This window comes from Flavobacterium sp. C4GT6, assembly GCF_036347315.1.
GTDB lineage: Bacteria > Bacteroidota > Bacteroidia > Flavobacteriales > Flavobacteriaceae > Flavobacterium.
In genome coordinates this window covers 88,100-110,877 of sequence record NZ_JAZGZU010000009.1, presented here as the reverse complement: position 1 = coordinate 110,877, position 22,778 = coordinate 88,100, and the positions used below count along the sequence as shown (strand labels likewise).

Annotated in this window: 22 protein-coding genes and 4 tRNA genes; all 26 read right to left on the bottom strand. The window is 37.2% G+C overall.

From position 1 onward, the window contains the following. Positions 1–33 precede the first annotated feature (33 nt). The 26 genes from rpoB to V3Z67_RS11870 all read right to left on the bottom strand — a co-directional run bounded on the left by rpoB (position 34) and on the right by V3Z67_RS11870 (position 22,775). Entirely contained in the window at positions 34–3,846 is a 3,813-nt protein-coding gene (gene rpoB / locus V3Z67_RS11995; RefSeq protein WP_330443533.1) for a DNA-directed RNA polymerase subunit beta, read from the bottom strand. Between the two features lie 130 nt (positions 3,847–3,976). Next, on the bottom strand, positions 3,977–4,351 hold the full coding sequence (gene rplL, locus V3Z67_RS11990; RefSeq protein ID WP_035135497.1) for a 50S ribosomal protein L7/L12: 375 nt from the start codon (positions 4,349–4,351) through the stop codon (positions 3,977–3,979). Between the two features lie 63 nt (positions 4,352–4,414). Beyond that, positions 4,415–4,936: a 50S ribosomal protein L10 gene (gene rplJ / locus V3Z67_RS11985; protein ID WP_330443532.1), complete on the bottom strand. Its 522-nt coding sequence runs from the start codon at positions 4,934–4,936 to the stop codon at positions 4,415–4,417. Positions 4,937–4,958: 22 nt separating this feature from the next. After that, complete coding sequence (gene rplA, locus V3Z67_RS11980) at positions 4,959–5,648, bottom strand: 50S ribosomal protein L1 (protein WP_330443531.1); 690 nt, start codon at positions 5,646–5,648, stop codon at positions 4,959–4,961. A 21-nt stretch (positions 5,649–5,669) separates the two neighbouring features. After that, positions 5,670–6,107, bottom strand: a complete 438-nt coding sequence (rplK, locus tag V3Z67_RS11975; RefSeq protein ID WP_035135491.1) for a 50S ribosomal protein L11 — start codon at positions 6,105–6,107, stop codon at positions 5,670–5,672. Positions 6,108–6,175: 68 nt separating this feature from the next. Next, positions 6,176–6,727, bottom strand: a complete 552-nt coding sequence (gene nusG / locus V3Z67_RS11970; RefSeq protein WP_330443530.1) for a transcription termination/antitermination protein NusG — start codon at positions 6,725–6,727, stop codon at positions 6,176–6,178. A gap of 10 nt (positions 6,728–6,737) precedes the next feature. After that, the gene (gene secE / locus V3Z67_RS11965; RefSeq protein ID WP_157481341.1) at positions 6,738–6,935 is read right to left on the bottom strand and encodes a preprotein translocase subunit SecE; all 198 of its coding nucleotides are present in this window, start codon (positions 6,933–6,935) and stop codon (positions 6,738–6,740) included. 16 nt (positions 6,936–6,951) lie between these two features. Continuing rightward, positions 6,952–7,022: transfer RNA gene (locus V3Z67_RS11960), tRNA-Trp, on the bottom strand. Positions 7,023–7,084: 62 nt separating this feature from the next. Continuing rightward, entirely contained in the window at positions 7,085–8,272 is a 1,188-nt protein-coding gene (gene tuf / locus V3Z67_RS11955) for an elongation factor Tu (protein ID WP_035135485.1), read from the bottom strand. A 56-nt stretch (positions 8,273–8,328) separates the two neighbouring features. Further along, a tRNA-Thr gene (locus tag V3Z67_RS11950) sits at positions 8,329–8,400 on the bottom strand. Between the two features lie 32 nt (positions 8,401–8,432). Further along, positions 8,433–8,513 (bottom strand) — tRNA-Tyr (locus tag V3Z67_RS11945). A gap of 36 nt (positions 8,514–8,549) precedes the next feature. After that, positions 8,550–8,623: transfer RNA gene (locus tag V3Z67_RS11940), tRNA-Thr, on the bottom strand. A 91-nt stretch (positions 8,624–8,714) separates the two neighbouring features. Continuing rightward, entirely contained in the window at positions 8,715–9,017 is a 303-nt protein-coding gene (gene hpf, locus V3Z67_RS11935) for a ribosome hibernation-promoting factor, HPF/YfiA family (protein ID WP_330443529.1), read from the bottom strand. A gap of 27 nt (positions 9,018–9,044) precedes the next feature. Continuing rightward, entirely contained in the window at positions 9,045–9,947 is a 903-nt protein-coding gene (locus V3Z67_RS11930; protein ID WP_330443528.1) for a tyrosine-type recombinase/integrase, read from the bottom strand. A 71-nt stretch (positions 9,948–10,018) separates the two neighbouring features. Next, a complete protein-coding gene (gene rpsU, locus V3Z67_RS11925) occupies positions 10,019–10,213 on the bottom strand; it encodes a 30S ribosomal protein S21 (protein WP_035135481.1) in 195 nt (64 codons plus the stop codon). Positions 10,214–10,287: 74 nt separating this feature from the next. Further along, positions 10,288–11,640, bottom strand: coding sequence for an alpha-amylase (locus V3Z67_RS11920; RefSeq protein ID WP_330443527.1), 1,353 nt, complete (start codon positions 11,638–11,640; stop codon positions 10,288–10,290). 162 nt (positions 11,641–11,802) lie between these two features. Further along, the gene (locus tag V3Z67_RS11915; protein ID WP_330443526.1) at positions 11,803–12,945 is read right to left on the bottom strand and encodes an acyl-CoA dehydrogenase family protein; all 1,143 of its coding nucleotides are present in this window, start codon (positions 12,943–12,945) and stop codon (positions 11,803–11,805) included. Positions 12,946–12,961: 16 nt separating this feature from the next. Further along, complete coding sequence (locus V3Z67_RS11910) at positions 12,962–13,846, bottom strand: ComEA family DNA-binding protein (protein ID WP_330443525.1); 885 nt, start codon at positions 13,844–13,846, stop codon at positions 12,962–12,964. A 28-nt stretch (positions 13,847–13,874) separates the two neighbouring features. Continuing rightward, complete coding sequence (locus V3Z67_RS11905) at positions 13,875–14,102, bottom strand: hypothetical protein (RefSeq protein WP_035135473.1); 228 nt, start codon at positions 14,100–14,102, stop codon at positions 13,875–13,877. Between the two features lie 30 nt (positions 14,103–14,132). Further along, positions 14,133–15,401 carry a DUF2851 family protein gene (locus V3Z67_RS11900; protein ID WP_330443524.1) on the bottom strand — a complete coding sequence of 423 codons (1,269 nt, stop codon included), beginning with the start codon at positions 15,399–15,401 and terminating at the stop codon, positions 14,133–14,135. Positions 15,402–15,439: 38 nt separating this feature from the next. After that, positions 15,440–15,973 (bottom strand): 3'-5' exonuclease, encoded by a 534-nt coding sequence (locus V3Z67_RS11895; protein WP_330443523.1) that lies wholly within the window; start codon positions 15,971–15,973, stop codon positions 15,440–15,442. Positions 15,974–15,999: 26 nt separating this feature from the next. Then, a complete protein-coding gene (locus V3Z67_RS11890) occupies positions 16,000–17,361 on the bottom strand; it encodes a pyridoxal-phosphate dependent enzyme (RefSeq protein WP_330443522.1) in 1,362 nt (453 codons plus the stop codon). A 77-nt stretch (positions 17,362–17,438) separates the two neighbouring features. Continuing rightward, complete coding sequence (locus V3Z67_RS11885) at positions 17,439–19,361, bottom strand: putative porin (RefSeq protein WP_330443521.1); 1,923 nt, start codon at positions 19,359–19,361, stop codon at positions 17,439–17,441. A gap of 152 nt (positions 19,362–19,513) precedes the next feature. Then, positions 19,514–20,365 carry a hypothetical protein gene (locus V3Z67_RS11880; RefSeq protein ID WP_330443520.1) on the bottom strand — a complete coding sequence of 284 codons (852 nt, stop codon included), beginning with the start codon at positions 20,363–20,365 and terminating at the stop codon, positions 19,514–19,516. A 32-nt stretch (positions 20,366–20,397) separates the two neighbouring features. After that, a complete protein-coding gene (locus V3Z67_RS11875; protein ID WP_330443519.1) occupies positions 20,398–21,240 on the bottom strand; it encodes a hypothetical protein in 843 nt (280 codons plus the stop codon). A 17-nt stretch (positions 21,241–21,257) separates the two neighbouring features. Further along, positions 21,258–22,775 (bottom strand): RagB/SusD family nutrient uptake outer membrane protein, encoded by a 1,518-nt coding sequence (locus tag V3Z67_RS11870; protein WP_330443518.1) that lies wholly within the window; start codon positions 22,773–22,775, stop codon positions 21,258–21,260. Positions 22,776–22,778 lie beyond the last annotated feature (3 nt).

Below are 22,778 nucleotides of genomic sequence, written 5' to 3'. Positions count from 1 at the left end.
GAATGGCGCTAAAAGCACCATTCCCGTGGAAATTTATTCTTCTAATCTGATGTCTAGTCCAAGACCTTTAAGCTCGTGCATCAATACATTGAATGATTCCGGTAGCCCTGGTTCCGGCATGGTTTCACCCTTAACGATAGATTCGTAAGTTTTAGCCCTACCTATAACGTCATCCGATTTAACTGTCAGGATCTCTCTCAGTGTGCTTGAAGCACCGTATGCCTCAAGTGCCCAAACCTCCATCTCTCCAAAACGCTGACCACCAAACTGTGCTTTACCTCCAAGAGGTTGCTGCGTGATAAGCGAATAAGGACCAATAGAACGTGCGTGCATCTTATCATCTACCATGTGACCCAGCTTAAGCATATAAATTACACCTACTGTAGCCGGCTGGTGGAAACGCTCTCCTGTACCTCCGTCATATAAATATGTATGCCCAAATCTTGGTACACCTGCCTCATCAGTAAGCGCGTTGATCTCATCAAGAGAAGCACCGTCAAAAATTGGCGTTGCAAATTTCTTGCCTAAGTTCATACCTGCCCATCCAAGTACAGTTTCGTAGATCTGACCAATGTTCATACGCGATGGTACCCCTAGTGGGTTAAGAACGATATCTACCGGAGTTCCGTCTTCAAGGAATGGCATATCCTCGTGGCGTACTATTTTAGCAACAATACCTTTGTTACCGTGACGACCTGCCATTTTATCACCCACTTTAAGTTTACGTTTCTTAGCGATGTAAACCTTAGCAAGTTTTAATATTCCTGACGGAAGCTCATCTCCTACAGTGATAGTGAATTTCTCTCTTCTTAATGCACCCTGAAGGTCGTTCAGCTTAATTTTATAGTTGTGGATAAGGTCGTTAACCATTGCATTGGTTTCGTCATCCGTTGTCCACTGTCCTTTTGTTAAGTGAGCGAAATCTTCAACAGCATAAAGCATTTTCTGAGTGTATTTTTTACCTTTTGGTAAAATTTCCTCACCCAGATCATTCATTACTCCCTGAGAAGTTTTTCCGTTAACGATGTTAAATAACTTATCAATAAGTCTGTCTTTAAGCTCAGTGAACTTAACTTCAAACTCCATTTCAAGTTTAGTTAAATCGTCTTTATCTTTTGTACGTTTACGTTTATCTTTTACGGCTCTTGCAAATAATTTTTTGTCAAGAACAACACCATGTAATGATGGAGAAGCTTTTAACGAAGCATCCTTAACATCACCTGCTTTATCTCCAAAGATTGCTCTAAGTAGTTTTTCTTCAGGTGTTGGATCAGACTCTCCTTTTGGAGTAATCTTACCGATAAGGATATCACCAGGTTTAACTTCTGCACCAATCCTGATCATACCGTTTTCATCAAGATCTTTAGTAGCCTCTTCACTTACGTTAGGAATATCGTTAGTTAACTCTTCGTTACCTAATTTAGTATCCCTTACCTCTAGTGAATAATCGTCTACGTGGATCGATGTAAAGATATCATCACGAACAACTTTTTCAGAAATTACAATCGCATCCTCAAAGTTATACCCTTTCCAAGGCATGAACGCTACTTTTAGGTTTCTACCTAAAGCAAGCTCACCGTTTTGAGTTGCATAACCTTCACAAAGTACCTGTCCTTTAGCAACCCTGTCACCTTTTCTAACAATAGGTTTAAGGTTAATACTTGTACTCTGGTTAGTTTTTCTGAACTTAATTAATTTGTATGTTTTCTCATCCGTATCAAAGCTTACACTTCTCTCACGGTCAGTACGGTCATACTTAATAGTAATCTCATTAGCATCTACATACTCAACAGTACCATTGCCTTCGGCATTGATAAGTACCCTTGAATCTGAAGCTACCTGACGCTCTAAACCAGTACCCACGATAGGAGACTCAGGACGTAACAATGGTACGGCCTGGCGCATCATGTTTGATCCCATCAGTGCACGGTTCGCATCATCGTGCTCAAGGAAAGGAATCAACGAAGCTGAGATAGAAGCAATCTGGTTAGGAGCAACGTCTGTATAGTGTACAACATTTGGCTCAACAACCGGGAAGTCACCTTCCTCACGGGCAATTACTTTCTCTGCAGTAATAGTACCGTTATCGTTCATCTCAATGTTTGCCTGAGCAATCAGTTTACCTTCTTCCTCTTCTGCACTTAGATAAATAGGTTCTGAAACAATATCAACTTTACCGTCTTCAACTTTACGGTAAGGAGTTTCGATAAAGCCCATTCCGTTTACCTTAGCATAAACACCAAGAGAAGAGATCAAACCAATGTTTGGGCCCTCTGGTGTTTCAATAGGACATAAACGTCCGTAATGCGTATAGTGAACGTCTCGCACCTCGAAACCTGCTCTCTCTCTCGAAAGACCACCAGGTCCTAGTGCAGACAATCTTCTTTTGTGCGTAATCTCAGCAAGTGGATTGGTTTGATCCATGAACTGAGAAAGCTGGTTAGTACCAAAGAAAGAGTTGATAACTGATGACAATGTTTTAGCATTGATAAGGTCAATTGGTGTAAACACCTCGTTATCCCTAACGTTCATACGCTCTCTAATGGTTCTCGCCATACGAGCCAAACCTACGCCAAACTGAGCTGAAAGTTGTTCACCTACAGTTCTTACACGACGGTTTGATAAGTGATCAATATCATCAATCTCTGCTTTAGAGTTGATAAGCTCGATTAAGTACTTAACAATAGTAATGATATCCTCTTTGGTAAGCACCTGCTTATCCATAGGGATGTCAAGATTAAGTTTTTTGTTCATTCTGTAACGACCTACCTCACCTAAGTTGTAACGTTGATCAGAGAAGAACAATTTATCTATGATGCCACGAGCAGTCTCTTCATCCGGCGGTTCTGCATTACGCAGCTGACGGTAGATGTGCTCTACAGCTTCTTTTTCTGAGTTTGTTGGGTCTTTTTGTAAAGTATTGTGGATAATAGCATAATCTGCCTGATTATTATCCTCTTTATGAAGCAGAATTGTTTTTACATTAGAATCGATAATCTCCTCAACATTATCCTTATCAATGATAGTATCCCTGTCTAATATAATTTCATTACGCTCGATAGAAACAACTTCACCTGTATCTTCATCCACGAAATCTTCGTGCCATGTATTAAGAACACGTGCAGCAAGTCTTCTGCCTATATACTTTTTAAGACCGGTTTTAGAAACCTTAACCTCTTCTGCAAGGTCAAATATCTCTAGGATATCTTTATCCCTTTCAAAACCTATTGCCCTAAATAATGTTGTAACCGGTAACTTTTTCTTCCTGTCAATGTACGCATACATCACATTATTAATATCGGTTGCAAACTCTATCCAAGAACCTTTAAAAGGAATTACCCTGGCCGAATATAATTTTGTTCCGTTAGCATGGAACGACTGACCGAAGAAAACACCCGGAGACCTGTGTAACTGAGATACAACCACACGTTCTGCACCGTTGATAACAAAAGTACCGCTAGGAGTCATGTATGGTATAGTACCTAAATACACGTCCTGCACAATTGTTTCAAAATCCTCATGTTCTGGGTCTGTACAATATAACTTAAGCCTTGCTTTTAACGGCACGCTGTAAGTTAAACCCCTATCAATACACTCTTCAATTGTATACCTTGGCGGATCAACAAAGTAATCAAGGAACTCCAGTACAAACTGATTTCTGGTATCAGTAATCGGAAAGTTTTCCATGAAGGTGTTGTAAAGACCTTCGTTGCCTCTTTCGTCAGATTTGGTTTCCAGTTGAAAGAAATCCTTGAAAGACTTCACCTGGATATCTAGAAAATCCGGATATGCAGGAATGTTTTTCGTAGAGGCAAAATTTAATCTCTCAGTCTGATTTGTTATCATCAATGGACAAAATTTTGATTAAAAAAGTTTTATAAGAAAACGTATAAACGTTATTATACGAAAAATGGTTTAGGCCTTTGAGAGTCTTTCTCAAGGCCTAAACCTGGGTTTTTTAAACCGAAGAGTATGCTTATTTAAGCTCTACTACTGCACCAGCTTCTTCTAAAGCTTTCTTAAGACCTTCTGCCTCATCTTTAGCAACGCCTTCTTTAACGTTTGCCGGAGCAGAGTCTACCATGTCTTTAGCTTCTTTAAGTCCAAGACCTGTAAGTTCTTTAACAGCTTTAACTACTGCTAATTTAGAAGCACCAGCTTCTTTAAGAACTACAGTGAACTCAGTTTGCTCAGCAGCAGCTTCACCACCACCAGCAGCAGGACCAGCAACAGCTACAGCAGCAGCTGCAGGCTCGATACCATACTCATCTTTTAATATTGTAGCTAGTTCGTTAACTTCTTTAACTGTTAAGTTAACTAATTGTTCTGCGAATTGTTTTAAATCTGCCATTTTCTATCGTTTTAATAATTTTAAAAAATATATAATTTATTAAGTGCGTACACGCTGTAAATATTATCCTTCTTTCTCAGATAATGTTTTAATGATTCCTGCAAGTTTACCACCGCTTGATTTAAGAGCAGATACAACATTTTTAGCAGGAGACTGAAGTAATCCGATGATATCACCGATAACCTCTTCTTTAGATTTAAGTGAAGCAAGAGCCTCTAGTTGCTCATCACCAATAAATACTGCTTCATCTATATAAGCTCCTTTTAAAACAGGTTTGTCTGATTTTTTACGGAACTCTTTTATCACTTTAGCAGGAGAATTTCCTATCTCTGCAATCATGATAGACGTATTTCCTTTTAAAGTAGTAGGAAGGTCACCATAATTGTTCTCAGAAGTTTCCATCGCTTTCTCAAGCAGGGTGTTCTTAACAACCTCTAGCCTGATACCCGCTTTAAAGCAAGCTCTTCTTAAGTTTGAAGTAGTTTCTGCATCTAGACCTGAAATATCAGCAACGTAGATTACGTTTGTTCCGGCTAATTGTGCAGTTAAATCTTCAATAACTCTTGATTTTTCTTCTCTGGTCATAATAAAACTTTTTAACTACCAATTATACCGCCTTAGGGTCTAAAGCAATAGCAGGACTCATAGTACTAGAGATGTGAATACTCTTGATATATGTACCTTTTGCTGCAGTTGGTTTTAATTTAACTAATGTTTGAATTATTTCGTGAGCGTTTTCAGTGATCTTATCAGCATCAAAAGATACTTTTCCGATAGCAGCGTGAACGATACCTGTTTTATCAACTTTAAAGTCAATTTTACCAGCTTTCACTTCCTGAACCGCTTTACCTACTTCCATTGTTACAGTACCGGTTTTAGGGTTAGGCATTAAACCTCTTGGACCTAAAATACGACCTAACGGACCTAGTTTACCCATAACGCTTGGCATAGTGATGATAACATCAACATCTGTCCAACCGTCTTTGATTTTCTGAAGATATTCATCTAAACCTACATAGTCAGCACCAGCAGCTTTAGCCTCTTCTTCTTTATCAGGAGTTACAAGAGCAAGAACTCTTACATCTTTACCTGTACCGTGTGGTAGTGTTACAACTCCTCTTACCATTTGATTCGCTTTTCTTGGATCTACACCCAAACGAACTGCGATATCAACAGACTCATCAAATTTTGCAGAAGAAACTGTTTTGATTAATGCAGATGCATCTTTCAGAGAATACAGTTTGTTCTTTTCAATTTTTGAAGCAGCCTCTTTTTGCTTTTTTGTTAATTTTGCCATGTCTTTTTTTTCTTAATTAGATTAAAAAGGAGCTGTTCCTGATACTGTTATACCCATAGATCTTGCAGTACCGGCAACCATACTCATTGCGCTTTCGATTGTGAAAGCATTCAGGTCAGGCATCTTATCTTCAGCGATAGCTTTGATTTGATCCCAGGTAACGCTAGCAACCTTTTTACGGTTTGGTTCCCCTGAACCTGATTTGATTTTAGCAGCCTCTAATAACTGAACAGCTGCAGGTGGCGTTTTAACAACAAAGTCAAAAGACTTGTCTTTGTACACAGTAATTTGAACTGGTAACACTTTGCCAGGTTTATCTTGCGTTCTAGCATTAAACTGCTTACAGAACTCCATGATGTTAACCCCAGCAGCCCCCAAAGCAGGTCCAACCGGTGGCGACGGATTCGCAGCACCTCCCTTAACTTGTAGTTTAACTACTTTACTAATTTCTTTAGCCATTTCTTTAAAAGATTTAGCACATCTTCATTGGAAGCGAATGATGTGATTTTATATTAGTGTAACAAAAATTATACTTTTTCAACTTGCATAAAACTTAACTCTAACGGCGTTTTTCTTCCGAAAATTTTCACCATTACCTCAAGCTTACGCTTATCCTCATTTACTTTTTCAACTGTACCGTTAAATCCATTAAAAGGACCATCTATAACCTTAACCGTTTCACCAACAGTGTAAGGTATAGCAACATTATCTGTTTTAACAGAAAGCTCATCAACTTTCCCAAGCATCCTGTTAACTTCAGACATACGTAAAGGCACAGCATCTCCGCCTTTAGTTTCACCAAGGAAACCAATAACTCCGGAGATTGATTTTATAACGTGAGGAACTTCTCCGGTAAGGCTAGCTTCAACCATAACGTATCCCGGAAAATAAACTCTGTCTTTGCTAATTTTTTTACCATCTCTAACCTGCACCACTTTTTCTGTAGGCACAAGAACCTGAGAAACATAGTCAGACATTCCTAACCTACTTATCTCAGTTTCGATGTAGTTTTTAACTTTATTCTCCTGACCGCTTACCGCTCTAACCACATACCATTTTTTGACATTGTTATCAGTCATCGTAATAAAATTAATTTTTTAAGAAACTATAAATATTCGCAATAACAACTTCAAACCCTCTATCAACTCCAAATGTTGCCAAGGCAAATATAATTGAAAAAAGAGCAACAATAATGGTCAGCTTTTGAACTTCTGCCCACTCAGGCCACGTTACATTTGTCTTTAATTCTGCAAATGCCTCTGATACATAATTGGTAACCTTTGCCATATATTTTTAGTTTTTGCACGGGTGGAGGGATTCGAACCCCCATCAACGGTTTTGGAGACCGCTATTCTACCCTTGAACTACACCCGTTTGTTATAAAAGCCGGCGAACAAAAAGCCGCCGGCTTTAATTTATTTATTTAAACTAATAAATTAGTCTAGAATTTCAGTAACCTGACCAGCACCTACTGTTCTACCACCCTCACGGATAGCGAAACGTAAACCTACGCTAAGAGCGATTGGGTTAAGTAATTGTACGTCGATAGTTAAGTTGTCACCAGGCATTACCATTTCAACACCAGCTGGTAAGTTAATAGTACCAGTTACGTCAGTTGTACGCACATAGAACTGTGGACGGTAGTTGTTATGGAATGGAGTGTGACGACCACCTTCTTCTTTCTTAAGGATATAAACCTCAGCTTTGAAGTGAGCGTGTGGCTTAACAGAACCTGGTTTACAGATTACCATACCACGACGGATGTCAGCCTTATCAATACCACGAAGAAGTAGACCTACGTTATCACCAGCCTCACCTCTATCAAGGATTTTACGGAACATCTCAACACCTGTAATAGTAGAAGTTAATTTATCAGCACCCATACCGATGATTTCTACAGGATCACCTGTGTTAGCAACACCTGTTTCGATACGACCTGTTGCAACAGTACCACGACCTGTAATTGTAAACACGTCTTCAACCGGCATTAGGAATGGCTTCTCGATATCACGTACTGGCTCTTCGATCCACTCATCTACAGCATTCATAAGCTCCATTACAGTATCTACCCATTTTTGCTCACCGTTAAGCGCACCTAGAGCAGAACCTTTAACTACAGGACCATTATCACCATCATACTGATAGAAAGATAATAGATCACGGATCTCCATTTCAACAAGCTCTAAAAGCTCAGCATCGTCCACCATGTCAACTTTGTTCATGAATACAACGATTCTTGGAACACCAACCTGACGACCTAATAGGATGTGCTCACGAGTTTGTGGCATTGGACCATCAGTCGCAGCAACAACAAGGATAGCACCATCCATCTGAGCAGCACCAGTTACCATGTTCTTAACGTAGTCAGCGTGACCTGGACAGTCAACGTGAGCGTAGTGACGCTTAGCAGTTGCATATTCTACGTGAGATGTATTAATAGTAATACCCCTTTCTTTTTCTTCAGGAGCATTATCAATCTGATCAAATGATCTTGCTTCAGAAAGACCAGCATCACTTAATACTTTAGTGATAGCTGCAGTCAATGTAGTTTTACCGTGGTCAACGTGTCCAATAGTACCAATATTCAAGTGCGGTTTGGAACGATCAAAAGTTTCCTTTGCCATGATTTAATAATTTAATCTTAGTTATATAATTAGTGTTCAAATATTTACTAATATCGAGCCAATGACGGGATTTGAACCCGTGACCTCTTCCTTACCAAGGAAGCACTCTACCCCTGAGCTACACCGGCTTAACCCTGAAGGCTCGTTACCTTCAATTTAGTGGGGAGAGCAGGATTCGAACCTGCGAAGGTTTCCCAACGGATTTACAGTCCGTCCTCGTTGGCCGCTTGAGTATCTCCCCTAACCTTATTTTCAGTTGCTTTTCAAAAAAACTTTGAGCCGATGGAGGGACTCGAACCCACGACCTGCTGATTACAAATCAGCTGCTCTAGCCAGCTGAGCTACACCGGCAACTTACAATAAAAAAGTCCGCTATTTCTAACGGACTGCAAATGTATAGATTTTTTATTTTAATCAAAACATTTTTGAACTTTTTTTTCAGTTATGAGTGCGCTCTGATTTTTTGCTTCCTCTTTACTAATAAACGCTCCATCGAGTCAGCTGCCAATTCTACAGCCTCTTCAAATGTTTTACACTGCTTTTTAACTATAAATTCATCACCCGGCACATTAATTTTGAGCTCTGCAATTTTATTCACTTTTGCACTCGTATTATCCAGTTTAAAAAACACATCAGAATGAACCACCCTGTCGTAATACTTCTCAAGCTTATCTAACCTTGCCTGTACATAGCCAATTAGCTTTCTGTCAACATTAAAGTTGACTGCATGAACATTTACTTTCATAAACATAACTTTTAATATAATTAAACATTACGAACTATTTCGGTTACGGGGATGCGCGTCCTTATACACTTTTTTAAGTTCCGATAAACTGCTGTGAGTATATATTTGAGTGGAAGACAAACTTGCGTGACCTAATAATTCTTTTACTGAGTTTAAATCTGCCCCGTTATTAAGCAAATGGGTCGCAAAAGTATGCCTAAGCACATGCGGACTCTTTTTTACCTTCACAGAGACAACACTAAAGTAACTATTTATTAACCTATAAACAAAAGATTCGCTCACTTTTTGCCCCCTCTTATTTAAAATTAACACATCCCTGTCTACAAAGCTTTCAAGCTCATTTCTTTCTGTAAGATATTTAGTAATAAGTTCAGCCGTACAAGGCAATACAGGTAAAATTCTTTCTTTATTACGCTTCCCTAAAACCCTTAAAGTACCCGCACTTTTATCATATGACGAAAGCTTTAAACCAATAAGCTCTGCCCTACGCATACCGGTAGTATAAAAAAGCTCAATAATAAGTCTATCCCTTACCCCCTCAAAATCGTCAGAATACTCTATTTCAGTATACACCTCCTGAAGCTCTTTTTCAGAAAAAGGAACCTGGACTTTTTTTTCAGTTTTAAGCGATTTATGTTTTTGCAGCGGATTGACAGTTATTTGTTTTGAACGCAACAGAAATTTATAGAATGATTTAAGCGAAGATATTTTTCGGTTCACAGAACGATTAGACAGCCCCTGCTCTACCAGAAAAACAATCCACCCTCTTATATGCGCATACACCACTTCCTCAAGCACCATACTTTCATCTTCCTGTTTTATAAACTTTTCAAAATCAGAAAGATCATTAGTATAAGCCCGAAGCGTTAAAAGAGAATAATTTTTCTCTTTTAATAAATAATCTGCGTATGCGTGTTTAGAATTAACCATAAAAAAACCGTTAACAGCAAAGTTAATCAACTTTTCTGCTAACGGTTATTATTTTTAGTTCAAAAAAACTACTAGCTCTCTAGAGCGTCTTTTAGTCCCTGAACATAAGCTGCTTTTTGGATTTGAGCTCTTCTTACAACAGAAGGTTTCGTAAATTGCTGACGACTTCTTAGTTGTCTAACAACTCCTGTTTTATCAAATTTTCTCTTATAGCGCTTTAGAGCTCTATCAATATTTTCTCCGTCTTTAATTGGTATAATCAACATATATAACACCTCCTCTCGTTAAGGGTGCAAACTTATAAAATATTTTTTGATTACCAACCAATTAATTTCAATTTTTATTTTACCGACCACACCGTGTACCCATGTGGCGGTGCTTCTACCTTAACCCATGTATCAGCCTGAGTAGCTGGCTCCCATCCTGAATTACCCGTATAATCTTTAATAACAGTATTAGCCCAATTGGTATCTACCCATCGTTCCTGCCATGAGTCACTATTATTAATATAGACTATAAGCCCCGGACTTCCGTTTCTTCTGGCAACATACTCATCATTATCAGCATACAGGTATGATGTAGTACCCGATGCCTTATTATTATGTATCCAGATAAGGTTATTCATTTTATTTTTATCAAGCCATTCCTCGTAATCTCTATAGAACACACAAGGATAACCTTCATGAGTCATTATATATGCATATGCCAATAGTTTGTTGTTATAAATTTCATCGGTATCATGGTTAGCTACAAATGTAACCGCCTTATATGAATTACGTTTTAATAGCATATCTCCGTTAAGCTGAGTAAGATCGTTCCCCATAAAAGCATCACGCATCCTGTAATAACAGGCAAAGTCAAATGCGCTAGCCTCGGCCTGATTAGCCCAGGACTCCAGTGTAGCAGCATTACCATCCCAATACTCTCCCACCGTAAAGCCTCCTACAGCGTTTTTAAAGTTTTTCACTACCCATGGCTCAAAACCTTTCACATAGTCAAAACGCCAACCATCAAAACCCATTACGTTTTTATAATACTTGGCTATGGAGTTTGAATTATTGTAGAGCCAATCCTGAACATATGCCTTATCATGACACAAATCAGGGAAGCCTCCGAAAGCTCCTGCATCTGCCGAATGATAATCGTTAGGATGGAAATCATAGTACGACCTTGTAAACATACCAGAGGCCGGCTGAAAATCAGTCCAGGTATTACCTCCTGTAAAAGGATTGTACTGTGAAGCTCCCCCACTGTTATGATTAATAACAATATCAGCGATTACATCAAGATTGTTAGTATGTGCTGCCGATATAAGCGCCTGTATCTCACTAAGCGACCCAAAGCGGGTCTCTATGCTTCCCATTTGATTATAGCTACCAAAATCGAAATAATCAAACGGATCGTATCCCATTGAATAACCTCCGTTTTGCGCCTTGGTTGCAGGCGGAAGCCAGATAGCATCAAAACCGGCACTGCTCCAGGAAGAAACTTTCCCCTGCACAGTGTTCCACCATGTTCCTCCTGCAGGCACATCCCAATAGAAAGCCTGCATCATTACTTTACCCCCCGCAGCCTTGGTATTAAACTCGGTTGTCGGGATTTCATTGTTGGTCTGGATGTCTTGTTCAACATCCGCTTCCTCGCCACAGCTTACAAAAGCCACAACAAGCAATAAAACAGATATGTACTTCATAATTAAAAAGGTTAAATTTTATTTAATCTAAAAATTTAACCTTAAATTTTTACGAATTTTTTATCTTTAACTCAACTACAACGTTGTAATGTTAATAAATTATACAAAAAAAGAGCAACCTAATCTAAGTTGCTCTTTTTAAATTATTTAAAATATAAATAACTATTCTTTTAGAAGGTTACGGGAAATTACAAGTTTCTGAATCTCAGTAGTTCCTTCCCCTATGGTACATAATTTAGAATCTCTGTAGAATTTCTCAACTGGAAAATCTTTAGTATAACCATAACCTCCGTGTATCTGTACTGCTTCGTTAGAAACCTTAACACAAACCTCTGAAGAATACATTTTACCCATTGCTCCTGCAAGTGTAACTTTTTGGTTTGTATTTTTAAGATAAGCCGCTTTATGAAGTAACAACTCTGAAGCTTCGATTTCAGTTGCCATATCGGCAAGTTTGAAAGCAATACCCTGGAAACTACTAATAGGCTGACCAAACTGGTAACGCTCTTTTGAGTATTTTAAAGCCGCCTCATAAGCTCCTTTAGCAATACCTAATGATAACGCACCAATAGAGATTCTTCCGCCATCAAGCACTTTCATAGCCTGAATAAAACCATCTCCTACTTCACCTAGTCTGTTAGCATCCGGTATACGGCAGTTATCAAAAATAAGCTCGGCAGTTTCGCTGGCACGCATACCCAGTTTATCTTCTTTTCTTCCGCTGGTAAAACCTTCCATTCCTTTTTCAAAAACAAAAGCTGTCATACCTCTTGAATCACCTTTCTCTCCGGTACGAACAATTACCACAGCCACATCTCCTGATTTAGCATGCGTGATAAAGTTTTTAGCACCGTTAACAATCCAATGGTCACCATCTTTAACTGCTGTAGTATTCATACCACCGGCGTCTGACCCAGTATTGTGCTCAGTTAATCCCCATGCACCTATAAACTCGGCAGTAGCCAGTTTAGGCAACCATTTCTTTTTTTGTTCTTCATTACCAAAAGTAAGAATATGGTTTGTACATAATGAGTTATGTGCTGCCACAGATAATCCTATTGACGGATCTACTTTTGATATTTCTTCTATTACTGTAATATATTCATGATAACCAAGACCAGATCCTCCGTAAGCTTCAGGAACCAAAACCCCCATATAGCCCATCTCACCAAGCTGCTTAAAAAGATCTACAGGAAAATGTTGTTTTTCGTCCCATTCCATAATATTAGGACGTATGTGCTGCTCTGCAAAATCTTTGATAGAGTCAGCGATCATTTTTTGCGTTTCGTTATATTCAAAATTCATTTTGACTGATTATTTTTTAGAATTCCAAATATAACGCAATTATTTTTTCTTTTTGAACAGGAAAACCATTTATTTTTAACAAATCCTCAATTTTAACGAATTTTCCCAACATGCTCCTATGGGTAATAATCGCCCTCGCCAGTTCCTTATCAAAATAAGGAAAACGGGACAGCTGACTCAACGAGGCGTTATTCACATTTATCTTTAAGGTTTGTGGTACTTCTATAACCTGAAAACGCTCCTTTAGAAGTATTATAGCTTGTTGGGGAATTTGAGAAAAATCATCCATTTGCTCCATACTCACATAACCTCCCAATTGTTCTCTCCTCTCTACTATAAGTTTAGAATAATAATCACCTATACCGTGTATTTTAATCAGGTCTTCCCTGGTAGCCTTATTAATATCGATGATTGTTATTTCGTCTTTGTGAGTATATGTAGGAACAACATTCTGTTCTTCGCCTCTTTGCTTGTTAACCGGCATAACCGGAAATCTGAAATAAGGAGATAGTTTTACCAATAAAGTATCATGAACACCGGTTACATTTTTAAATTCCTGAGCCGAGTTTACAAATGCACCGCTCTTCCTATATTCCTTTAGCTTATTTAATTGCTGAAGATTAATCCCTAAAACATATGCTTTGTAGTCTGAAATATAATTAGGGTTAAAAGGAAATATAGTATCCCGCTTTTGTGATTTTTGTGACTGGAGTCTGTCTATTTCCGTTTGATGGGAGAGCCACTCTTTTTCCTGCTCAGCAGTAAATTTATCTCCGGTAAATAAAACCGAAACATATATGTAGTAACCTAATTGGATAACCAATATTAAAAGCAATAATGCAACAATTCCTTTTTGCTGCTGTTTGGTAAAACGCAAAAAGAAATCGTAAGGCTTTTTCATTAAGTAAAAATTTAAAGGAAAGTTTTGTTTACAAATCAAACACCGAACTGCGCTTGGTATAAACGGCATCTTTTAACCTTAGCCAAAATGCCAGTGTTAAGTACACACCAAACCAAAGCCCTACAGTGAAAAAGGAAATATAAATAAAAAACAGCCTTACATTAGTCACCCTCATACCTAACCTATCGGAAAGACGTGCGGAAACATGAAAGCCGTTCCTTTCAAAAAAATGCCTGATGTTTGTTACAAATGACATAGCTTTAGTTTAGATTCCAAATTTACACAATTAACTTTTAATAAGCTCTAGCCCTAAAGCACATTGCATACATTTTTTATAATCACAATATTCTTTTTTAAGCTGAAGTAGCGCCTGAGTATCAAAAGCTGACTCTACAGCTACCTTATAAAACCTGAACTTATCAATTACAGCATTTTTCTCAGGCTTTAAAACAGTAAGTAAATCCAGCACTTCATCATCAGTCTCTTTACCTATATAGCGGTTGTATGCAAACTTAAACGGTACTATGGTATTAATTATAACTAAATCGATAAAAGCAGGAGACAATGCTTTTCGTTTTTTGGCACTTTCCTTATCAAACTGATAATGTGTTTTCCAATATTCACTTACCTGTAAGGTAAACAAATCATATATCTCCTGAAGCGTATTAGCTTCTATAAGTTTAGAGAACAGGTTTTGATGCAGGTGATACAACTGTGCCAGTTGTGACAATCGTATGGTTGGGAAATTATCAGGTCTTAATTTAAAGAATTGGAGTTCGTCCAGATATACTTCCGGCAACCTGTATTTATGCGTTATATAATTATACCTTGTTTTTAAATCCTTAAAGTATACATCTTCCTTATCAGCTTTAAGCAAACCTGCTTTGCCCATAAAAAGCGCCTCGAGGTTTTCGGCTTCAAAAGCCTCTTTTCGTATCACAGCAAACGGAATTGATTTTGCAAGTTTATAAAACACCTCACCGTTAGTATTGAGTCCGAAGTTTTTTGCCAGAAAACAAAACAACACCGCTTCCCAGTCGTTAGCCGTTTCGGAAGCCAGTTCTAATATTGGTTTTGATTTTCGTTCCAACCGTTCAAAAAACAACCTGTCTTTCCAGTTAGACATCACAAAACTATTTATAGAAGCCAGTTCCTTTTCGCAATAAATCCATGTTTTGGGAGTAGTAAGCATCCTGTAGTTCTCAACAGTTGCTTTATCAGTAAAATCCTTAAGCTGTAAAACAGGAATCTCGGTATTATCTTTCCTGTATACCTCCGTATCATGCTCCCATACCACATGTAGCACCACATTATTGTAGGCTGAGTCATTTTCATGATTATGTATATACCAGTCAGATGACTTTAAATGTATTTCAACATTACCTGCCCATTTTTGGTTACCAATAGTAAGGCGGGCATTAAAAAAATCGGGACCGGCCTGTTGCAGATATTGTCCGGAATTGATAATCTCTATTTTTTCTCCTTTAACAGTGTGCAGATTAAGTATATCAAACTTTTTAAACTGCCATAAGTAATGCAGGAAGTCTTCTTTCATGAGGATGTGGTTATAAGCCCCTAAAATACAGAAAAAACTTAAAAAAGCTTAATTTGATTATGCACCAATAAGTATAATTTAGCACAGGCACGTGCGTCAGACAGTGCTTCGTGGTGTGTAAGCTCTATACCATTACGTTCACTGCAGTATTTAAGGTTAGCAGGTTTATATCCTTTTTTCCTGTAAATGCGGCAGGTACACTCCCATCTTTCCGCCAGATTAAGCTCATCATAATCCAAGCCATAAAACCCCATTGTTTTAGAAAGTACATTACGGTCAAACACCTCATTATGAGCCACAAGTTTTTTACCCAGCAAACGCTTTCTTATTTCTGGATAAAGCTGATAAAACGTAGGTTCCTGTAAAGTATCGTTTGGCTGTATACCATGTACCTGAATATTTCTGTACCAGTATTCATTATCAGGTGGCTGAATTAAAGTATAGTACTCCTCTATTATCACTCCGTGTTCAACAGTCACGATACCCACAGCACAGGCACTATAAGGATGCCCTGTTGCAGTTTCAAAATCTATAGCTGTAAACGTACTCATAACAAATAAAAAAAGAGCCATAAGGCTCTTTTCAAATATACTCAATATTATTTTATTGAACTTATAATGTCGTGTTTGGTTATAATGTGGTGTCTACCGTTACCAAGGTCAACAAGCACTGCCTGATTATCTTTATTGATAAGTTTTGAAACTTCTTCAATAGAAGTATTTGCTGTTACCACCGGATAAGGCTTACCCATAACCTCCCTGATAGGTTTTTCGGCTATATCTTTATCTTCAACATAGCTTCTAAACAAATCGGTCTCATCAACCGATCCTACAAAACCGTTTGCATCAATAACAGGGATTTGTGATATTTTATATTTACGAAGACGATCTATAGCGTGAGATACCAACTCTTCAGTCCTAACTACTACAAGAGGTTTATCAGCATGATCTTTAATCAGGTCTTCAGCTTTAGTAAGCTCCTCATCAAGGAAGCCTCTTTCGCGCATCCAGTCGTCATTAAACATTTTTCCTACATAACGGCTACCGCTGTCATGGAACAATACTACTACAACATCCTCCGGCTTAAAGTTCTCTTTAAGCTGAAGCACTCCTTTTATAGCTGCCCCGGCAGAGTTACCTACAAATATTCCTTCCTCTAAAGCCAGCTTTCTGGTAAATACTGCAGCATCTTTATCGGTTACTTTAGTAAACCCATCAATAAGGGAGAAATCTACATTTTTAGGAAGAATATCTTCACCTATACCTTCTGTGATATAAGAGTAAATTTCGTTCTCATCAAATACTCCTGTTTCATGGTATTTCTTGAAAACCGAACCATAGGTATCAACTCCCCATATCTTAACATTAGGGTTTTGTTCTTTAAGGTATTTAGCAACACCCGATATGGTACCACCTGTACCAACACCAACAACAAAGTGGGTTATTTTCCCTTCAGTCTGCTCCCAAATTTCCGGACCAGTTTGCTCGTAATGTGCTAACGTGTTAGAAGGATTATCATACTGGTTTACATACCATGCATTAGGAGTTTCTTCCGAAAGCCTTTTTGAAACCGAATAATAAGATCTGGGATCTGTTGGTTCTACATCTGTAGGACAAACTACAACCTTAGCTCCAACTGCCCTCAGAATATCCATTTTCTCTTTAGACTGCTTGTCTGAAATAACACAAATAAGTTTATACCCTTTAACAATTGCTGCAAGAGCAAGTCCCATACCTGTATTACCCGATGTTCCTTCTATAATAGTACCACCTGGTTTTAGGCGACCGTCTGCTTCGGCATCCTCAATCATTTTTACAGCCATTCTGTCTTTTACAGAATTACCCGGATTAAACGTTTCTACCTTAGCCAAAACCAAAGCGTTTACCTCTTTAGTTATTTTGTTAAGTTTCACTAAAGGTGTGTTACCAATGGTTTCAAGTATATTGTTTGCGTATTTCATTTCAATAATTAATGTGTCCTGAATATGAGGACAAAGATATACAGATAATGTTTAAAAAACAGTTAATGTGAAGATTCTTAGGAGAAGAAGTCCCAAATCACACCAAAGCGGATAACTGCGTCCCTGTATGGGTAACTTGGTGCCGAGAAATAGTTATACCCCGAAAATGACGAATTGAAATGTTCGTATTTAAGAAACACTCTAAAAGTCTTGATTTTCGCATTAAGGAAGAAATCCATTAAAGGGAAATCACCAATCTTTTTCTTATCCTGAACATAAAACTCTCCCAATAGAGGATTATAATCATTAGCATAGTACTTTGTAAAGTACTGGAAAGTAACACCAGTTTGGATAAACAAAGCTTTTTTAAATAAATGTTCAGAAAAATAGAATGTATTACGGGTAATAAAATCAGGTACGTTAAGTATTTTATCACTTTGGGTAACATTTTGATAAAGCACTGTATTATCCAGCCCAAACTTACCAAACTTAAACTCTTTAGTTGCTTTAATGGAAAGGTAGTTTATAGTACCGTCATACTGCGCAGGGCTAACAATTACAGGTTCAATTTCATCTTCATCAAAAGCCACTTCATTCCTTTCAAAATACAAATGATCATTAAGTACAGTATACTGCATGGAAGCATCGAGCCATTTGGTTTTTGCTTCAAACTCAAAACTGTTTATTTTTTCGTTCTTAAATTCATTGAACCAGTTGTAGTCAATATAACCACTTTGATATAACCTGTAATTAAGATCCGGCAACTTATTCATATTTTGGTACCTGAAACTTAAAACATTCTTTTCATCAAAAGTATATCTGGCCGATGCCTGAATATTAGCCAATGATTGATTAGTTATAGAGTTTGAAAATAAAACAGAACCCTTTAGTTTATCTTTATGATAGGTGTAACGTGCACCATATGTATTAATCCTATCGTTAATAGCGTTAGGTATAAAATCATCCCCAAAAATAATCCTCTTATAAAAATAATTATAGGTATAATCTTCAAGGTAAAACTCAATCATACCAATATCCTCATTACTGTAGGCAGCACCAAGCATATTATATAACCTATTATAACGGGTTTTATTATTAATATATGAAGTATAAAAATCACCAAACCTTTGGTTAGCCGTAGGCTGAGTGTACAGGAATGATTTATTCTCATAATTAAACTGATGATGAAAAACCAAACTATTAGGATTCGTTTTACTCAATCTAAAAGTATGATCTATAAAAAAACGGTTACCTTTCATTAAAGATGTAGCGTCTTTATTATAAACATCCAGTCGTTCTCTGTCTGTATAAAGTGGCTCACCGCTTTCAAAAAAATCAACATCAGTAATACCTCCGTTTTCCTGATTAGAAATATCCTGACCTGTAAAATGTAGTTTTAAGATATATCTTTTATCACTAGTATTATAGCTGGTAATAAACCTAAAATTTCCGTTGCTGGAAATCGAATTTATGTACTTACCTATTGAACGTATACCTTTGTATGCAACAGCAAAGTTTAGGTTATCTGAAGTGTTAAGGGTAGCTAAGGCATCCATTATTTGCCCTTGTGACAAAACTGATTTATAAAACAAATCAGTATATGGTGTGGGCACATGATAATAGTTTATATCATTAACCTCCATATAAGCTGCATGTTTTGCTCTAAATCCAAACTCAGGAAAAGCATTATACTCTGTAAGCCCGTAATCTAACACATTATAGGTTTGCCCTTCATTAGGGAAAGCTAATAATCCAAAATTATCTTTCCTTAAATAATTAGCTTTATAATCGTTTTGAACAGTTAAAGTGGTATCTACATAAGTAGTGTCTCTGTCAATAGTAATTATCTTATACATATCAACAGTAGCTATCGTATCTGAAACTTTAACTCCTGAAGGTTTTGAAGTCGAAGTATTATCAGGTTGCACAGAAGACCCCTGCTCTTGTGTGATGGTTGATTTAGGTTTTACAGCTCCTTTTCCCCTTATTTGTGAAAACATAAGCATAGGAAAAAAAAACAACAACAAAATGAAATGCTTCTTCAACATTGAATATTTGGAATTTCTGACAAAGATAATTTTTTAAAGATATATAAACATATAAAAAAACCCGCTATAAAGCGGGTTTTTAACTTATATAAACAATTTCTATATTATTGTTTCGTAAACACTACATTGATAGTATTAGTAGAACCTCCTGAAAATACTAACCTATAGTTTACATTGACTGTACCTCCATTAAGGCAGGTTGCAAAACCATTAATACCGTCAACAAATACATCACCAACTCCTCCATTGCCTCCGTCATTAAAAAGGAAGTTCTCTTCAAGAGATGGATAAGTAAATGTACCATCATTGTTTAGGTAAACAGTAGTAGTACCGTTAGCTCCATATATATTGTTTATGATAAATTGGTTTTCCTCAGCACCTAACTGAATGCTAGACGTGTATTGAGTAGAACCATCACGAACTGCACTATAAGTACCAACAAGATCATTAATATCAAGAGCACTTACTACAAATTCTTGTGTAGGGAAATCAGAATCTTCAAACCCAACAGTAACATTAGATTTACTTGTAGATGTTAAAGTTACTTTAAAGTGAGAACAAGCAACCTGAGCTGAAGCAGGAACCGTAAAAGAGATGTTAGTACTTAACTCCCCTTTAGGTATGTATACAGATCCAGGTATGTTTATGTAAGACGATGACCCATCAATATCTTCAATTGTATAATTAACAGTTAATCCTTCATTAACAGGATTATTAGGCGTTACCTTACCATTTAAATCTACTATATCAACAGATTTGATTACAAGAGGAATTGAAGCTGTTACAGTTGATTCAGTACCCTGAATTACACTAGCATAAGTTACTCCTTCACTTTCAAACTGAACCCATCCTGATGATGAATCGTTACCAAATTTATCGCTATTAGGATCATTATAATCACAGCTAGTTAAAGATATAGCTGCAAAACCTAATAAACCACATATAAATTTTTTCATAATTTAAATTTATTTATTTTACTATATCTTAATTAGTTTTTTGTTAATGTAAATGAACTTTGATTTGGACCATACCCGCAAGCGCTAGTAGTGTTCTCAATAAAGTTAACATTAATTACAGAATCATCTTCAGTATTGTAGGGAGCACGATCACCAGTATCTACCGGTCCCCAAGTAAATTGCTTATCACCGTCGTCATTACACCTAAGACCTGTTCTAACAGTACCTCCTAAATTAAGATAATCACACTGGAAGTTTATTTTTACAGTTCTTGAAGAACCCACATATCCAGGGTAAGGGTTAATATCAAAAACACGCTCATAAGCATTTGCACCTACAGAAAGCGTAACATTTGAATCATCAAATATTACCGGATCTGTAAACATTGATTCTGTTGCCGAAGCTGTATAACTACCTGTAAATTCTGAAAGAAGAGGACAAACCTCATATACTCTGATTTGAGCTTCTGTAAAACCTAGAGATTCATTACCAAAGTTTGAATCAGGAATTCTGATTGTAAAGTCTTTAATTTCCTCATCAACAAGATTATTATCCTGACCAGTAATATCCATAGTACCTACATAACCACCTGCAGGAATGGTTACCGAGGCAGGAACATTATAAGTAGCAGCATTAGCAGTACCGGCAATTACTTCAATATTAAAAACTCTGTCTGAGCTAGATAAAGTACTTGAAGTAAAAGTAATAGTAGTAATACCATTTGCATCTCTTTCTACAGGTAATGAATAAACATCACTTGAGAATGATAATAGAGTTGCATTTGATGGGTCTTCACCATTGAAAACCGTTGGCTCAACATCGTCACATGAAGCGACAATAGCAGCCAGACAAAATATTTTTAATAAATTCTTCATACTCTTTTTTTTAAATTTTAGTATCCAGGATTTTGCTGTATAGTAGGGTTTGCACTTATTTCCGAGTTAGGAATAGGCAAAGTGAACTTATAGCTCGTTGGAGCTAAATCACAGTCAGAACTAAATGAAGCACAGTCAACACTTTCTCTACTAACACCAATACCAATTTCAGTACCTATCCTCTTTAAGTCAAGGTATCTGTGACCTTCAAAAGCAAATTCTTTTCTTCTCTCTAGTAAAACATCCTGCAATGCAGCATTTAAATTAGCATAAGTAGGTAGAGTAGAAGTACCACTAATTAACCTAGCATCCCTTAAGGCCTTAACAGCAGTAGCTGCAGCACTTAAGTTACCAGCACGTGCTTGAGCTTCAGCTCTGATTAAGTACATCTCAGCTAATCTGAAAACTTTAACATCATTAATGAATTGATTATCATTAGATCCCATATACTTACCTTGAAGAAGAACGTTATCAGGAGAGTTAAAACCTTCAATAACACTTTGAGAGTGAATAAGGATATATCTTCTGATATCGTTAGCTGATAATGTATTAAATAAGCCGTTAGAAACTTCAAAGAATGGACTACCATCAATACCGTCACCATTTGCAGACCAAAGATCCATAATCTGGTTATCACCCTGACGACGAGAAAGAGCAAAAATTAACTCAGCTGCTTCAACATTATCATTTACATATAAAGTAGTTAACTCATCATCATCAGAAAGATTATAACTACCTTCAATACCTACTCCATCAATTAATCTATTAGCGTTATTTAAAGCAGTAGCATAATCTCCTTCAAACAATGCTACTCTAGCCTTCATTGCTACAATTACATCAGGATTAACATAAAACTTCTGTTCTCCGGCTGCACCTGCATAAGATCCAACTGTATCAAAAGTATCACCCATTAAAGAAGCTGCTTCCTGCAGATCATTATCAATAAATTCAAATACTTCACCTACAGAGTTACGAGGAAATACATCTAGTACTTCAGGCACAAAGTCCATAATAATGACACCAGGAGCAGTTAAGTCTTGATAATCTGAAACAAAGTATTGCATCAGCTCAAAGTGGCAAAATGCTCTCATAGCTAATAACTGAGCTTTAATTTCGTCAGCTGCTACTCTTTCATCAGCAGTTTCAAGTGTTGGGTATATTCTATCCCAAGCTCTAAGAACCCTGTTTGAAAAGTTGATAACCGCATATCTTCCACCCCATAGTGTTGTTGGGAAATTACTTCCCGGCTGAAGGATAAAGTTGTAAGTTTGATTACCCTGATTAGAGCTAGCAAAACCTCTTTTTATGTTGTCAGTAAAAAGATCATTAAATAAAATTTGATCTCCACTACCATTACCTCCGCTATCAGGACTGTATGCTGCATAAACTCCATACAAACCAGAACGTAAATCGTTTACTGTCTGAAATGCTACATCTTCAGATAATTCTGACTCCTGAATTATATCAGTCGCATCCTCACAGGAAGTCATCCCTATAATTGCTGCTAGTAAGCTTATTCTTAATATTTTTTTCATAGT